A 15,971-nucleotide genomic window follows, 5' to 3' on the forward strand; every position below is an offset into this window, starting at 1 on the left:
TTCCGGTCAGCCGCTTCGGATCGGTTGGAGACCGATGTCGTCGAGGCTGGGTTTGGCGGCCAGCGTGGCCAGATGGCGCACGATCTGCTCTTCCAGGCCACCGATGGCCCGGTTGTCGTCTGCGCCGGGCTGGTTGGCAATGAAGGCAAACGTCATTTCTTGGCCCCTGCCGATGTCGATGTAGCCCATCATCGCCGTGACGTTCGACGCTCCGCCCGAGAAGGCAGTGATCCGTCCTGGATCGGTGACTCCGCCAAACCGATCCCGAAGCGGGCCGGCTTCAGCCGCGGTGGGGAGGAGTTCGTGGAACAGCGGGCTGAACTCCGCGCTGTCCAACAGCGAGGTGAACACCGGGCAGGTCGCCACGTTGGCCGGATCGATTCCCGAGCCGTCGAACTGGAGAAGCTGGAGCTGGTCGACTTCGATCCCCGCATCGTTGAGCGTGTTCTCTACCGCTTGGAATCCGGCGATGGTGCTGCCGGTTCCCGACGCAGCCAGACCGATCTCCTTGAGCAGAAGCTCGGTGGTCTCGATGTCTCGGTTGGCGAGGATCTGGCGGTAGTGGTCTGAGAGCGGCGCCGACTCGATCGACGCCAACAGGTAGGCCTCCTCGTCTTCGGGCACCGCTTCGGAGCGGGGGCTTCGGCGGATGACCACGTCGCGGGCTTCGAGCATGTCGTCGAACAGCGCGGCCGCGTAGAACGGCGGATCCTCTGCCGACAGATAGGCGTTAGCCCCGTCTTGCTCCCCGGTCCCGTCAGCCTCATCGGCTGCCGGCTGCGGTTCCGAGACCGGGAACTGCACCCAGCCGTCGTCGAATTGCAGTGCTAGCTGAGTGCCGATCTTCTCGGAGTCGATGATGTTCTCCGGCCAGGACGGGACATAGCGGAGGTCGTCATAGCGGGTGGCGTCTCCGACCACCGCACCGGTGACCAGGCTCAAACCGTCATCCACCAGCACCTGGGCCAGGTCTTCGACCGGAGTATGAAGCCGGTCTTGGCCTTGCGCCGGCGTTGCCAGGAATTCCTCGGTGAACAGCAGCGGATCGCCCCCGCCCACCAAGTAGATGTCTCCGTTCACCACCCCCCCGTCCATCGGAACGGTGGATTGGACCGAAGTGGTGAACCTGTGATCAGGGCCGAGCACCTCATTCGCTGTGGCCAAGGTGAGCAAGACCAGGCCTTCAGAGGGCATTACCTGGGTGTTGGCGCCGCTCTCGTAAAACGGGGGGACGCGGTCGTCCAAGTTGACGGAGAGACAGGCAGCCGCAGGGGCGGTGGCCATCAGGTTGTCCAGAGTGGTGAAGAAGTCAGGCTCGGTCAGCGACGGGGTCAGCAGCTCCCGCAACCGGAGGGTGGAGATGAGGGGTGTGCCCACTCCGGGAGGGGCCGTGTCGTCGGCCACCACTTCGCCGAGGTTCTCGTGCAGCCGGTCGCTCAGATAGTTGGAGCCGACAAGTGACCCGAGGGCGACCGCCAACAGCAAAAGAGGCATCACGATTCGGCGCACCGCGGTAATCCTAGTGGTCCGTCTGGGAATTGGCGGGTGCGGATTGCGCCCCGGCTCATAGGTGGCGCTTGCGCCATCGGGCGTACCACCACAGGTGGTGCAGGGCCCGCACTGCTCGGTCGGCGGAGGGGAAGCAGTAGCGGTGTCCGCCGGCCAGTGCAGCCGGTCCGGAGTTGCCCGGCTGGGTGGCGGCCAGCTCGGTGGCGGCCAGGATGGGCTTGCCGGTTTGCGCCGAAGCCTCGATGGCGGCCTCGGCAAAGCGGCTGTCCTGGCGCTCGTGGTACTCGCAGATGCGGGCCAGCTCGGCTGAGCGGAAGTACGGGCCTGACCGCAGATGGGAGGCGGTGTTGGCCTGTATGCCCATTCCCAGATAGACCACCGCGTCGACTTCAGGATGCTCGGCCGCCAGGTGGATCACCTCGCAGATGGTGTCGCGGCTCTCTCCCCCGGCCAGGTCAATGGGGTTGTGGCGGCTCCAGCGGGGCGGCACCAACCGGTCGATGGCCGTTTCCAGATCGGCGGGAAGGGGGATCAGCTCCAGGCCGGACTTCGACACCGCGTCGGCGGCGATGACGCCCCACCCCCCGGCGCTGGACAGCACAAGCGTGCGGGGACCGGCGGGCAGGGGCTGGGTGGCGAAGGCGGCGACGGCGTCGAACGCCTCTTCGACGGTGGCGGCCCGCACGGCGCCGCTCTGGCGCACCATGCCCTCGAATATCCGGTCGTCAGTGGCCAGAGCGCCGGTGTGGCTGGCCGCGGCCTGCATACCCCGAGGCGTGGTCCCTCCCTTGACCAGCACCACCGGCTTCGCCTCAGACGCCTCCCGGATGGCCGTGGCGAATTGCCGGCCGTCGCCCACCCCCTCGACATAGGCAGCCATGGCCCGAGTATGGGGATCGCCGGCGAACCAGCCCAGATAGTCGACCACTCCCACCATGGCCGCGTTGCCCGCGCTCACCGCCCGGCTGATGCCCACTCCGCAGTGGGCGGCGTAGTTCATGAACGCTGACACCAGGTTGCCCGACTGGCTGGCCACCGCGATGGGACCAGGGGGTGGAACCGGCGCCACGATCTGAGCGGCCAGCTTGGCCGGGGTGGAGATCAGCCCCTGCCCGTTGGGCCCGGCCACTGTCATGCCCAGCGAGCCGGCTAGACCGATCAGATCCTTCTCGGCCCGGGCGCCTTCGGAACCGGCCTCCCGGAAACCGCCTGAGGTGACAAAGGCCGCGCCGATGCCCCGGCTGGCCGCCGACCGCAAGATGTCGGCGCAGCTCTGAGGGGGCGTGCAGATCAGAACCAGGTCGGCTGCCCCTGCGGGCACCTGTTCGACCGATGCCAGCGTGTCGAGCCCCAGGATGGTCGGCTGCTCGGGATTGGTGGCGAACACTGGCCCGTCGAATCCTCCCGCCAACACGTTGTGGAGGGCAACGAAGCCGAACTTCCCCGGATGGGTGGAGGCGCCGGCCACCACAATGCCCCGGGGATTGAACAGGAGATCGAGCGGGGCCGGGCTCATGAGCCGCCCACCACAACCAGGGCGTCCACTGCCACCGGCCGGCCGTCGCGAATGACCAGGGGGTTGACATCGATGGCTTTGATGCCGTCTCCGCCTCCCGCGACGGCCAGTCCCGATAAGGCGGCGGTCAGCGCGTCCCGATCCACCGCCGGCTCGCCCCGCAGCGGCCCCAGCAAAGCGGGGATCGCCAAGTCGTCGATCATGTCCTCACAGTCGGCCTCACTGGCGGGAAGCAGTCGGAACACCGCTTGGCCGATTGCCTCGGCCAGAACTCCGCCCAAGCCGAGCATGAGCGCGGGGCCGAACTGCTCGGTGACCACGATGCCGGCGATGAGCTCCCGATGCCCGGCCACCATCTCCGACACCAGCAAGGCCACCTCGCCGTCGTCTTCGGTGGACGCGGCCAAAAGGTCGTGGGCGGCGAGCCGCACCGCATCGGGCCCGTCCAGCCCAAGCCGCACCAGCCCCCGCTCGCTCTTGTGGGCCAGCGACGGGCCGCACAGCTTCAGGGCCACTGGGCCGCCGATGTCCGACGCCGCGGCCACCGCTTCGTCCGCCGATCCAGCCAGCCTGTCCCGGCTCACCACAACGCCGTGGTCAGCCAGGAGCCGCTTCGACTCGAACTCCGACAACGCCCCCATCTCCGAACAAGCTACCCGCCCACCCTGCCCCCACTCACCCTGACGGCTGTTGGGAGGAATGAACCGCTGGGGTGATAGAACGTTATGTAACCCCTGTCCGTCCTCTATGGTCACACCCGTGGCTGCGCCAGTCAGCAGCCGCCTTCGACTTTTGGAGTTCAAGCTGTGCAGATAGTGATCGCGGTCGTCGTGGGACTCGCCCTCACCCAACTGGCCAATCTGGCCACCACTGTGTATCTGCACCGCGACTTGGCCCACAAGGCAGTGCAACTGCATCCCGCGCTCCGCAGCTTCTTCAAGGTGTTCTTGTGGGCGGCGACCGGTATCTCCGCCCGCCAGTGGGCCGCGGTCCACCGCAAGCACCATGCGTTCACCGATACCCCCGAAGATCCGCACTCCCCAGCCCGGCTGGGCTGGCTGCGAGTGCAGCTCACCAACGCCGCCCTATACCGGCGCTCGGCCCGCGATCCCCACACCACCGAGCGCTACGCCAAGGACATACCGGTCACAGTGCCCGACCGGTTGCTGCTCGGCCGTGGGATCATCGGATTGGTCTTGGGGGTGGCCATTTTGATGTGGCTGTTGGGCTGGGTTCCCGGCGCGGTGGCCGCAGCAGTCCACACCGTGGGGTACATCGGCTTGGGAGGCTCGGTGAACGGGGTGGCCCACACTTTCGGGCGCCGCCCGTTCGACAACAGCGCCACCAACGTCACCTGGCTGGCCTGGCTGACCTGCGGCGAGGGCTATCACAACAACCACCACGCCGCCCCGACGTCAGCCCGCTTCGCCCGCCGCTGGCACCATTTCGACTTGGGATGGTGGTTCATCAGCGTGGCCAGCCGCCTGGGTTTGGCCCGGATTCGCCACGCCGATGTGGATGCTCTGGCCGCTCGCACAACGACTTCAGCTCAGGTTTGAGCCACCAGTCCCCTCCAGTTCTTCGTAGCAGAATGTTTTTTCCGCTGGCTGGGCGCTCCGCCGGGGTAGCGTGCGGAGAGTGAGCAGGTATGGGGCCGCTTTGTCCGAGCATCCCGACTCGGCCAGCGCCGTCGGCGAGGTGATCGGCGAGATTCTTGAGGCGGTGGGCCCCGCGCCGGACTTGGCCGTGCTGTTCGCCTCGGCGGCCCACCGCGACTCCATCGGGGAGATGGCCGGTGCCATTCACCGAGTCCTGGCCCCGTCGGCCCTCGTCGGCGCCACCGCGGTGTCGGTGATCGGCGGCCCCTTGGAAGTGGAGGAGCGCCCGGCGGTCTCGCTTTGGGCCGCGGCCCGCTGTCCAGCCCGAGCGGTGCGGCTCGAAGCGGTCCGAAACCATGAGGGATGGGTCGTGGGCGGGATGCCGGACGACGCCCGAGGCACCCTGTTGGCCGTTCCCGACCCGTTCACCTTCCCCAACGAGGCCCTGTTGACGGCGGGGTCCGGGGTGACACTGGTGGGCGGGCTGGCCTCGGCCGCCAGTCGGCCGGGGGGCAACCGGCTGGTCCTCGATCGTGAGGTTTACGACGACGGTGCGGTGGGCGTGCTCCTAGACCCCGGCGTCGAGGTTCGCTCCGTGGTCTCCCAGGGATGCCGTCCCATCGGCCAGCCGTTCACGGTGACCAGATCCGAGGGCAATATCGTGGCCGAGATGGGCGGGCGCACCGCGGTCGACCGGCTGCGGGAGACCTTGTTGGGACTGGAAGAAGGCGACCGGTCGCTGGTGGCCAACGGCCTGCATGTGGGCGTGGTGATCGATGAGCACAAATCAGTGTTCGACCGGGGCGACTTTCTCATACGCGGGCTTATCGGCGCCGATGAGCAGACCGGCGCGCTGGCGGTGGGCGATGCGGTCGAGGTGGGCACCACGGTTCAGTTCCAAGTGCGAGACGCCGCTACCGCCGACGAAGACCTGCGAGAGTTGATGGCCGATGCCTCGGCCGGTTCGGCCTTGGTGTTCACCTGCAACGGCCGGGGCACCCATTTGTTCGACGGCCCCGACCACGACGCTGCCGTGGTCCACGAGGCCCTAGAAAGGGTGCCGGTGGCCGGAATGTTCTGCGCCGGCGAGTTCGGGCCAATCGGCGGGCAAAATTTTCTCCACGGGTTCACCGCTTCAGTGGTGCTGTTCCCATGATGGCGCGGCTGCAACTTCCTCCCCGGGCTCACCGCTTCGGTGGTGCTGGGCCCTTGGCCATCTGAAAGGATCAGAGCTTCTATGGCCGCGTATCCCGCCGCTCTCGAAGCCCAGGGCATCAGCGTGATCCGCGGCCTCGCTATGGATGCCCCTCACCAAGCCCGCTCTGGGCACCAGGGAACGGCCATGGCCATGGCCCCGCTGGCCCATGTGCTGTGGACCCGCGTCATGCGCTACGACGCCGACGACCCGGCATGGCCCGACCGCGACCGGTTCGTCCTCAGCTCCGGCCATGCCTCCATCCTGCTCTACTCGATGCTCCATTTGACCGGTCAGGGACTCACCCTCGACGACCTGCGGGACTTCCGGCAGTGGGGAAGCCGCACCCCAGGACATCCCGAAGTCGGCCACACCCCGGGTGTAGAGGTCACGACCGGGCCTCTGGGCCAAGGGGTCGCCAACGCGGTGGGGATGGCGATGGCCGAGCGCTGGGTGCGCCACCGATTCGGCGCCGATGTCTGCGACCACCGGATATTCGCCCTGTGCAGCGACGGCGACCTCTCCGAGGGAATCAGCCACGAGGCCGCATCGCTGGCCGGCCATCAGCGCCTCGATCGGCTGGTCTGCCTCTACGACGACAACCGGATCACCATCGATGGGGCCACTGATCTGGCCCTGTCCGACGACGCCGCCCAGCGATTTGCCGCCTATGGCTGGCACGTATCGGACTTGGGCGAGGCGGCCGACGACCTCGACGCCCTGGAAGCGGGCATCCGGGAGGCCATGGCGGTGGACGACGCCCCGTCGATGATCATCGTGCGCAGCCACGTCGCCTTTCCCTCCCCCGGCCAGACCGACAACCACGAGGCTCACGGCTACTCGCTGTTCGACGACGAGATTGCCGCTACCAAGGCGGTGATGGGGCTGCCGGCCGACGAGTCGTTCCATGTGCCCGCCGATGTGGTCGAGGCCTACCGGGCCGCCGGCCGCCGGGGTGCCGACGAGCGGGCTGCCTGGCAGCGGAGAGTGGAATCCCTCGGCGCCCAGCGCTCGGAGTATGAGGCCTGTCTGGGGGGCCGGGGCTTGGCCGGCTGGGAGCAGAAGCTGCCGTCGTGGTCGGCGGGTGAGTCGGTGGCCACCCGCAAAGCCAGCTCCGCCTGCCTCAACGCCATGGCCGACGTGGTCCCGGGCCTGGTTGCGGGCGGGGCCGACCTCACCGGCAATACCGGCACCAACCTGGCCGGCGCCGATCCGCTCAGCCCAATCCATCCTTCCGGTCGCCAGATCTACTTCGGCATCCGGGAGCACGCCATGGGCGCGGTGCTGAACGGCGCCGCCTTGCACGGAGGGCTGGTGCCGGTGGGCGGAACCTTCCTGGTGTTCAGCGACTACATGCGGCCCGCGGTCCGCTTGGCCGCGCTGTCGGACGCCCACAGCATCTTCGTTTGGAGCCACGACTCGGTGGGTGTCGGCGAGGACGGCCCCACTCACCAGCCGATCGAGCACGTTATGTCGCTGCGGGCTATTCCCGGTCTGCGGGTGTTCCGACCGGCCGACGGCAACGAGGTGGCCCAGGCATGGCGCCTGGCCGTGGACATGGACGGCCCCAGCGCCATGATCCTCACCCGCCAGAACGTGCCCACCCTGGAGGGCACCGCTGCCGCCGACGGGGTGGCCCGAGGCGCCTACACGTTGGTGGGAAGCCCCGATCCCGGCCTGATTCTGGTGGGCACCGGGAGCGAGGTGTCGGTGTGCGTGGCCGCCGCCGCGGCCTTGGAGGCCCAAGGCGTGGCCGCCCGAGTGGTCTCCATGCCCTGCTGGGAGCTGTTCGCGGCCCAGGATCCCGACTACCGAGCCGAGGTGCTCCTGCCCGGCGTGCCCAAGCTCTCGGTGGAGGCGGGGGTGACCCTGGGCTGGGAGCGGTGGGTGGACCTCCCGGTGGGCATCGACCGGTTCGGGGCCTCGGCGCCGGGCTCGGTGGTGCTGGACAAGCTGGGAATCAATGCCGCAAATGTCGCCGCCCAAGCCGCGGCGCTGATCGGAAGTTGGGAGCAACGGCGATGAGCATTCTCCACAACCTGTATAGCGACCACGGGCAGAGTCCGTGGCTGGACAACCTGCGCCGGGAGTGGATCCGAAACGGGGAGCTGGCCCGCTGGGTTGAGCGCGGGGTGAGGGGGCTCACCTCCAATCCCAGCATCTTCCAAAAGGCCATGACCGCAGGCCACGACTACGACGAGCAGTTCGCCGGGCTGCTGTCCGACGGGCTGAGCGTGGTCGATGCCTACTGGGAGCTCGTGCTCACCGACATAGGCGGCGCCCTCGACGCCCTCACCCCGGTTCATGAGGCCAGCGACGGCGTCGACGGCTTCGTCTCGGTGGAGGTAGATCCAAAGCTGGCCCACAACACCGATGGCACCCTGGCCGCCGCCCGGGCGCTCAGCCAGCGCATCGATCGCCCCAACCTGTACGTGAAGATTCCCGGCACTGCTGAGGGTCTGGCCGCCATTGAAGCCATGACTGCCGAGGGCCGGAGCGTAAATGTGACCCTTCTGTTCTCCCTGACCCGCTACGCCGATGTCGTCGAGGCCTACCTCTGTGGTCTGGAGGCTTGCGAGGGCGATCTGTCGTCGGTGTCTGGGGTGGCCTCGTTCTTCATCAGCCGCACCGACACCGAGGTGGATCGCCGGCTCGAGGCCATTGGCACCCCCGAAGCCCTGGCATTGCGGGGCCAGGCCGCAGTGGCCCAAGGACAAGTGGCCTACCAGATCTTCAAACGGAAGTTCTCCGGACCCCGCTGGGAGGCCCTGGCCGTCCGGGGGGCGCGGGTGCAAAGGCCGCTGTGGGCTTCCACCTCCACCAAGAACCCGGCTTATCCTGACACCCTCTATGTCGACCAGCTCATCGGACCGGACACCGTGAACACGCTGCCCGACGCAACTCTGGAGGCGTTCACCGACCACGGCACGCTGGCCCGCACCATAGACGCCCACCCCGACGCCGCCCGGGCCGTTCTGGATGGAGTCACCGACGCCGGCGTGGATCTGGAAGCGGTGGCCGACCGGCTGGAAGACGAGGGGGTGTCGGCCTTCGTGAAATCATTCGACGATCTCTTGGAGAGCCTGACCACCACCGCCGACCGATTGACGCAAGGCGCCGGCGCTGAACCCGGTGGTTCGGATCAAATGCAAGGCGCTCGGTGACCGTTGCCGCCACCAGAGCCGGCCGAGACCTGCTGGAGCTGGATCTGGCCGATCTGATGGCCCAGGCCCGGGCGGTGCGGAATCGGGTACACGGCACTCGGATCACCTACTCCCCCAAGGTGTTCATCCCCCTCACCATGCTGTGCCGGGACAAGTGCGGCTACTGCACCTTCGCCCGCCCGCCCGCCCGCCTGGAGTCGCCGTACCTCGGCGAGCACGAGGTGCTGGCCATCGCCGAATCGGGAGCGGCTGCGGGCTGCCATGAGGCCCTCTTCACCCTGGGCGAGCGGCCCGAGCTGCGCTATCCCGACGCCGCGCAGTGGCTGGAGGCCCACGGCTTCGCCTCCACGGTGGACTATCTGGCCCATGCCGCCCGCCTTGTGACGGAACAGACCGGGTTGCTGCCCCACGCCAATGCCGGCGCGCTCTATCCCGAGGAGTTGGCCCTGCTCCGCAAGGCCGCGCCGTCGCAAGGGATGATGCTGGAGACCCTGGCCGAGCTGGACTGCCACCGGGGATCGCCCGACAAGACCCCCGAGCGGCGGTTGGCCACCTTGGATTCCGCCGGCCGGCTGTCCATCCCGTTCACCACCGGGATCTTGGTGGGCATCGGCGAGGCTCGGGCCGACCGGGTTGACGCCCTGGAGGCCATCGCCGAATCCCATCGTCGCTGGGGCCATGTCCAGGAGGTCATCGTCCAGAACTTCCTGCCCAAGCCGGGCACCGCCATGCACACCGCCCTGCCCTGCGACGGTGACGAGTACCTCGAGGCCATTGCCCTGGCCCGCCTCATCCTGCCCGAGGAGATCCACCTTCAGGCCCCGCCCAATCTGTCCGACGACTTCGGCCATCTGCTCGACGCCGGCATCGACGACTGGGGCGGGGTCTCCCCTATAACCGCCGACCATGTGAATCCCGAGCGGCCCTGGCCCGCTCTCGACCGCTTGCGGTCAGTCACCGAGGCCAGGGGATTCGCCCTGGCCCCCAGGCTCACGGTGTATCCCGAGTACGCCCTCGACCCCGACCGCTGGCTCGACGAGGACACGCGGTTCCCGGTGCTCGACCGCAGCGACGCCGAGGGACTGGGACGCGCCGACGACGGCGGCTGGTACTCCGGCGCCGACGAACCGCCGCCGGTGCTGCTGTCCCCTGAGTCTGCCAACGGGGCTTCTTCCCGCCGCCCTGCCCCCAGTGGGGCTGTGGGCGAGGTGCTGGCCGGAGTGCGAGCCGGTCAGGAGGCCGGGGTCGACGAGATCGTCACCCTGTTCGGCGCCCGGGGCCCCGAGGTGCAAGCGGTGGCTGCGCTGGCCGACGAGTTGCGCCAGGCGGCGGTGGGCGACGTGGTCACCTGGGTGTCCAACCGCAACATCAACTACACCAACGTCTGCACCTTCAAGTGCCGGTTCTGCGGCTTCTCCAAGGGGCCGCTATCGCTCAACTTGCGGGGCGACCCCTACCTGTTGACGTTGGACGACATCGCCGAGCGCACCGTGGAAGCGGCCCAGGCCGGGGCCACCGAGGTTTGCCTCCAGGGCGGCATCCACCCCAGCTTCGACGGCGACTACTACATCGACGTGACTCGGGCGGTGAAGGACGCCGTGCCCGACATCCACGTCCACGGATTCACCGCCCTAGAGGTTACCGAGGGTGCTCGGAGGCTGGAGGAGCCGCTGGACGACTATCTGCGCCGACTGATGGACGCCGGGCTGCGCTCGCTGCCGGGCACCGCGGCCGAGATACTCGACGACGAGATCAGGGCGGTTATCTGCCCCGACAAGATCGACACCGACGAGTGGCTGGAGGCTCATCGCACCGCCCACGGCCTCGGGTTGGCGTCCAACGTGACCATCATGTTCGGCACGGTCGAGCAGCCGGTCCACTGGGCCCGCCATCTGATCCGCACCCGCGAGCTCCAGAAGGCGACCGGCGGGTTCACCGAGTTCGTGCCCCTGCCGTTTGTACACATGGCCGCTCCCATCTATTTGCAGCGGCGTTCCCGGCGGGGTCCCACCTTCCGGGAGGCGCTGCTGATGCACGCCGTGGGCCGTATCGCCTACCACGGCTGGATCCACAACATCCAGGCATCGTGGGTGAAGCTGGGCATGGCCGGCGCGGCCCAGATGCTCCAAGCCGGCGTCAACGACCTAGGCGGCACCCTCATCAACGAGAACATCTCGAGGGCCGCGGGCGCCTCCCACGGCCAAGAGGCCACCGAGGACGACCTCCAAGCCCTGTGCGCCCCCTTAGGCCGCCCCCTCCGCCAGCGCACCACGCTGTACGACGCGGTCGCGACCGCCTAAGGACTTGCCCTCTAGGGGCCCACCCATCTGCCTTCGATCCACTCCGGGCATTTGCAGCACCCCAGCGCTGTGTCAGCTCAATAGCAGTTGTTTGGAGCCTTCGGGCTGCCAGGTGGTGATTCCCTTTTCGGGGAAGGCGTCGGGAAAAGCTTTGGGGTTGGATTGAGATCGGGCGAGGGATGGCCCTGAGCGTGCCTGCCCAGAGGGGAATTCGGCGTAGGGCTTAGGTGGTGGTCGTAGTTCGTAGGCACCGTTCCGGTCTCTGCTCACGACCCAGCCGTCGTCGTGGATGTTGTGGTGGCAGCTCTTGCAGACCAGCACTAGGTTGTCGATGTCGGAGCGCCCGCCTTTGAGCCATTCTTGGATGTGGTGGGCCTCGCACCAAACGGCTGATCGTCCGCATCCGATGCAGTGTTTGTCGCGGATGATGAGGGCGGCTCTTTGGGCTTCGGTGGCTAAGCGGTGTTTGCGCCCCACCCACAGTTCCTGTCCTTGGGTGTTGAACACGGTGGGCACGATGTCGGCGTTGCACGCCAGCCTCAGGACCTCGTCAACCGGCAGGGGCGTGCCGTCAAGCAGGCGGGCATCAGCAAGCTTGTGGTTCAGCGCGTCCCACTCGGCCGTCAATATCAGCGTGGTGCCGTGGGGTTTGCGGTCTTTGGTGTCGGCGCAAACCAAGTGTTCGAGCGCGTCGGCCATCTGTTGGTCGAACGCGGTCTGGTCGCCGGCCTTGCTGTCGTTTCGCTGGCGGCGCACCTCGTCGGCCAGCGCGGCCTCGATCCGGTTCCCCGCTACGGGGTCGAACCGGCCGTTCAAGATGAACATGCCGTCGTCGGGCGACTTGAAGAAACTCAAGGAGCGGCGTTCCCGCTGCTTGGCCATCAACGACTTGCCGTCGTCGCCCGACCGCTCATGCTGGTGATCGCGCAGCGTCTTTGAGAACGTTCCGAAGTCCTCGCGCCGGGCCGCCTCCACCAGCACGGTTTCGTCGACCGGCCCCTGGGAGGCGGCCTTGGCGATCTGTTTGGCGTGGGCCTCGGGAATCTCGCCGGCGCCCAGAGCGTCGAGAGTCTCGGGAACCTGCGAGAGCTGGGAGGCGGTCTCCACCTCTCGGCGGGCCTGCTGCTTGGAGGCCTGTAGCTCTTCGAGGGCCACCCGGCGGGCCAATCCCTCGCCTCCCCGGCTGGCATAGGCGGCCAGCGTCTCCGTTTTCATCGCGGCCAGCCGGGCCTCGGCCTTTTTGATCAGCCCCAGCCGCGTCCGCAGCTCGCACAGCGACAGCCCGGTCACATCAACCGCCTCCGGCCAAACCGGCCCGGAAGGCTCTCGACCAGTCTGTTTCCCTTGTTCCAGGGGCCTAAACTCCATACATGCAAGTATACTGACCCCCGTGACAACAACCATCTGAATAAACGTGCATAAGCTAATAACTCCTGTTATTCATTGGATTTGACTAGAACATGAGCAACATGGCTCACATTTCTCCCAGAAGCAAAATCGATAGCCAACGAAGCCACCAACGGAAACTGCAAGCGGAGACCCTCAGCGGCCAATCTGTCGAGGTCTCTTCCCGTCCCGGGATTATGTGCTGACCCAGAACCGACGACGCCCTCATGTGCTCGTAAATCCACTTTGCTGCGGGCGATGGATGGGGGGATCGACTTTGCCTATGTCAAGTGAGCCAGCAGAGCCGGTTAACCCTCCAAGATCGAGATCGCTTTTTCGACTGGCCAGCGGACACGACGGTCGTTATAAAGGCACTTTCATCTCCCAGCACTCATTGGCAGTCTTGGGATCGGCAGGTGGCGGAGGCAGCAGCAAGATGGGTCGAGGCTCGCACTAGAATCCCCGGCTATGTGGACCCGTGAAACAGCGACGGTGTGTCAAAAGCTGCTAGCTATCGTGGCTGCCGTCGCTGTGGCCTCGGGGCTCGCTGGCTTTTCGGATCGCCCAGCCGCCGGGGCGCAGTCCGGGATAGTCAGCAACGAGTTGGTATGCGCGGTGCTGTTCGGTTTCGCCGGAGAGACGGTGCCGGTAGCCAAATCCGCTGACGGCGAGACGGTGCTCGCATCGGTCGAGTGGGGCTACAGCGCTAAACACGACCTGTGTTACCTGGTCCTCGACGACACCGCCGTCAGCACGCTTCAAGCCAACCCCCCTACTACAACCTCGCAACTCACCACCGATGCCGACAAGACCGCTGCTGCCCAATGCCACAACGCCTACAACCCCAACCGTGGTTTCGCCGCCGAACCCGTCCCCGTGGTCAAGTCCACCGACGGCCAAACCGTCCTCGCATCAGTCAAATGGGGCTACAGCCCCGACTACGACCTCTGCTACCTCATCCTCGACGACACCGCCCAACAAACTCTCCTGACCCACCACCCCTGTGTGACCAACCCTGGCTCCCGCGAATGTAGGGGTGCCCCAACCATAATGGAAGTTAGGCCCAACCTTTTATGGTCACCAGATGGTACTCGAACAGCCTACGTCGAAACTACCTATACAAATTCTACGTCAGTAGAATCTATATATGTTGCTGACAGGTTAGGGAATAATTCAAAACGGATCGCCACCGGTTTCATTTATCCGAACCTTGTTCAAAAACTGACGTGGTCTCCAGATGGTGTACAGTTAGCGTTCAGTCATGTCCATGGTCATGGCTACCGGGGCGGAATCAGAGTAGTCAATGCTGACGGCAGTAGCGATGTTGCTTGGCTGTCTCCTTGTGGCAATCGGCCGGTCTGGTCTCCAGATGCCACACGAATTGCCTTTATGGTCCGAGCAACCCGAAGCTGTAGTCAGACCCAGGGGACGTATGCTGTGACTGCGGATGGATCTAAACTTTATAAAATATCAGACTTCTTTACTCTAGGCATAGAGCACCTTAGATGGAATTCTGATGGCAGTGCCCCAGAACCATCGCCTGACTGGAGTATGCCAGGGATATCACCTAGCGGCGACCTCAGGGTCATCGTACAGCGTGGCTTCAAGGACAATGAGATGTTTGTTAGCGATGGCTCATTAACTATATCTATAGGTAAGGGTACTAGCCCACACTGGTCTCCCGATGAAAGACATATTGTTTATTTGGCTGGAGGCAAATATTCCCTAGATGACGGTTTCCTCCAAGATAATGGCGATACCATTTTTGTTGTAGGTTCTGACGGTTCTGATAGAAGAGAAATCGTTCGTATAGCAGATTTGCCCAAATCTTCTGATCCCATTTACAACACTTGTTGCACATGGTCTTTTGTTGCAATCGATCCTTTCTCTTCTTTGCCGATGCAGATCATTCCCGGTGAAGATCTTATAGCCGTCAGGACTCTTGGAATAGAATCTTGTTCTTCTTCTGAGTATGACTGCATGTCTTATCGGAGTTATCATTATCGAACTTTCTTGGTAGAAATGCCTGTGCAGTCTAGAACCAAGGCATTCAAACCGAACTCAGCCTTGACACCACTCGAGGCGTTTACTTACCGCGCGGTGTTATCTGCCTTCTACACCGCTACCGGCGGTCGCCATTGGTCCAACAATGCCAACTGGAACACCAATAATCCCTTCCACACCTGGCACGGTATCCAGACCGAGGCCAATGGGAGGCTCACCGGCCTCTCCCTCTCCGGCAACAACCTTACCGGCCCGATCCCCGAACAGCTTGGCAACCTGACCGGCCTCACCACCCTCTATCTCCAGGACAACAGCCTCACCGGCGCTATCCCCGAGCAACTGGGTAACCTCACCGAACTTGTGTACTTCTACACGTCGGGCAACAACTTATGTCTGCCGCCTAGCCTGAGGACTTGGCACAGCACAATTGAGAACAAAGATCCAGTCCCCACATGCGGAACAACTCCAGAAGAGCGCCAAGCTCTCACCACCATCTACTGAGCATCCCCCTTTGGCCGGTCACCTCGATTAGGAGGTAATCATGTCATTGATGGAGAAAGAGAGGCCGCCGGGCAGGGCTAGGTGGCGTTTCAGCAAGGAGTTCAAGGCTGGGGCGGTGGCGTTGGTGTTGGACGGGGACCGACCGGTCGCCCATGTGGCCCGTGATCTGGGCATCGGGGCGACGAGTTTGGGGAACTGGGTCCGCCCAGGCCCGCATCGACCGAGGCGACAGGCTGGGGTCGGCCACGGCTGAGCGCTCAGAGTTGGTTCAGTTGCGCCGGGAGGTGACAAAGCTCCGGATGGAGCGCGAGCTGCCATGCGGGCGACGGCCTTCTGGGTGAAGGAGTCGGGCCACCGATCCGCTATAGGCAGGTTGCTGCCTGGAGGGCCGAGGGGTTCCCGACCACAGCCGCGTGCCGGGCGGCCAGCCTGAGCCGCCAGGCGTTCTACGAATGGTGTGACCGCCACAATGCGGGGCCCAGCCCACAAGAGTCAGCCGACGCCGAGCTGGTCTCGGTGATACGCAGAATCCCCGCGGACTCCGGCGGAGCCTATGGGTCGCCGAGGGTGGCCGCGGAGCTGCGCCGCCAGGGCCAGCACGGCCACCGACCGGCCACCCCGGATCTGGTCCAGCACCATCTCCCGAAACTCCGACGAATACGCAATCGGCATCCCTGCACCTTCCAGCTAGCAACACCACCACTCTCGCAAGACGAGACCGAAAACAGGTGGACACATCAAGCGGGCCAAGAAACGGGGTCCGGTCAGTAGTCCCAGCTGAGGCAGGCGAGGAAGTTT

The 15,971-nt window shown here is 65.5% G+C and carries 12 protein-coding genes; 8 read left to right on the forward strand and 4 right to left on the reverse strand.

The features are described 5' to 3' along the window. Positions 1–6: 6 nt before the first annotated feature. From ACOGXA_RS02200 to ACOGXA_RS02210, 3 genes are read right to left on the reverse strand one after another with little or no spacing between them, the layout of a single operon-like run. A complete protein-coding gene (locus ACOGXA_RS02200; RefSeq protein WP_419925651.1) occupies positions 7–1,509 on the reverse strand; it encodes a D-alanyl-D-alanine carboxypeptidase in 1,503 nt (500 codons plus the stop codon). A gap of 55 nt (positions 1,510–1,564) precedes the next feature. Then, entirely contained in the window at positions 1,565–3,025 is a 1,461-nt protein-coding gene (locus ACOGXA_RS02205; protein WP_419925652.1) for an acetate--CoA ligase family protein, read from the reverse strand. Next, entirely contained in the window at positions 3,022–3,666 is a 645-nt protein-coding gene (locus ACOGXA_RS02210) for an acetate--CoA ligase family protein (protein WP_419925653.1), read from the reverse strand. The genes ACOGXA_RS02205 and ACOGXA_RS02210 overlap by 4 nt, the downstream gene beginning before the upstream one ends. A gap of 165 nt (positions 3,667–3,831) precedes the next feature. On the opposite strand from ACOGXA_RS02210, the gene ACOGXA_RS02215 reads away from it, so the two are divergent. The 5 genes from ACOGXA_RS02215 (at position 3,832) to cofH (ending at position 11,282) form a co-directional block, all read left to right on the forward strand. Next, a complete protein-coding gene (locus ACOGXA_RS02215; RefSeq protein ID WP_419925654.1) occupies positions 3,832–4,584 on the forward strand; it encodes a fatty acid desaturase in 753 nt (250 codons plus the stop codon). A gap of 79 nt (positions 4,585–4,663) precedes the next feature. Continuing rightward, positions 4,664–5,779, forward strand: coding sequence for an FIST signal transduction protein (locus ACOGXA_RS02220; protein WP_419925655.1), 1,116 nt, complete (start codon positions 4,664–4,666; stop codon positions 5,777–5,779). Between the two features lie 81 nt (positions 5,780–5,860). Next, the gene (tkt, locus tag ACOGXA_RS02225; protein ID WP_419925656.1) at positions 5,861–7,843 is read left to right on the forward strand and encodes a transketolase; all 1,983 of its coding nucleotides are present in this window, start codon (positions 5,861–5,863) and stop codon (positions 7,841–7,843) included. Beyond that, entirely contained in the window at positions 7,840–8,982 is a 1,143-nt protein-coding gene (gene tal / locus ACOGXA_RS02230) for a transaldolase (RefSeq protein ID WP_419925657.1), read from the forward strand. Before tkt ends, tal begins: the two co-directional genes overlap by 4 nt. A gap of 56 nt (positions 8,983–9,038) precedes the next feature. After that, entirely contained in the window at positions 9,039–11,282 is a 2,244-nt protein-coding gene (gene cofH, locus ACOGXA_RS02235; protein ID WP_419927032.1) for a 5-amino-6-(D-ribitylamino)uracil--L-tyrosine 4-hydroxyphenyl transferase CofH, read from the forward strand. A 72-nt stretch (positions 11,283–11,354) separates the two neighbouring features. Here cofH and ACOGXA_RS02240 read toward each other — a convergent pair whose 3' ends face one another. Then, positions 11,355–12,650 (reverse strand): DUF222 domain-containing protein, encoded by a 1,296-nt coding sequence (locus tag ACOGXA_RS02240; protein WP_419925658.1) that lies wholly within the window; start codon positions 12,648–12,650, stop codon positions 11,355–11,357. A 486-nt stretch (positions 12,651–13,136) separates the two neighbouring features. Here ACOGXA_RS02240 and ACOGXA_RS02245 point away from each other — a divergent pair, with 486 nt between their 5' ends. From ACOGXA_RS02245 to ACOGXA_RS02255, 3 genes are all read left to right on the forward strand, one after another. Then, the gene (locus tag ACOGXA_RS02245; RefSeq protein ID WP_419925659.1) at positions 13,137–15,173 is read left to right on the forward strand and encodes a hypothetical protein; all 2,037 of its coding nucleotides are present in this window, start codon (positions 13,137–13,139) and stop codon (positions 15,171–15,173) included. A gap of 49 nt (positions 15,174–15,222) precedes the next feature. Next, the gene (locus ACOGXA_RS02250) at positions 15,223–15,426 is read left to right on the forward strand and encodes a transposase (protein ID WP_419927033.1); all 204 of its coding nucleotides are present in this window, start codon (positions 15,223–15,225) and stop codon (positions 15,424–15,426) included. Positions 15,427–15,689: 263 nt separating this feature from the next. Continuing rightward, positions 15,690–15,944, forward strand: a complete 255-nt coding sequence (locus ACOGXA_RS02255) for a hypothetical protein (protein WP_419925660.1) — start codon at positions 15,690–15,692, stop codon at positions 15,942–15,944. The last annotated feature ends 27 nt before the right edge of the window (positions 15,945–15,971 follow it).

It is taken from the genome of Candidatus Poriferisocius sp., assembly GCF_965208475.1.
Taxonomy (GTDB): Bacteria; Actinomycetota; Acidimicrobiia; order Acidimicrobiales; family Bin134; genus Poriferisocius.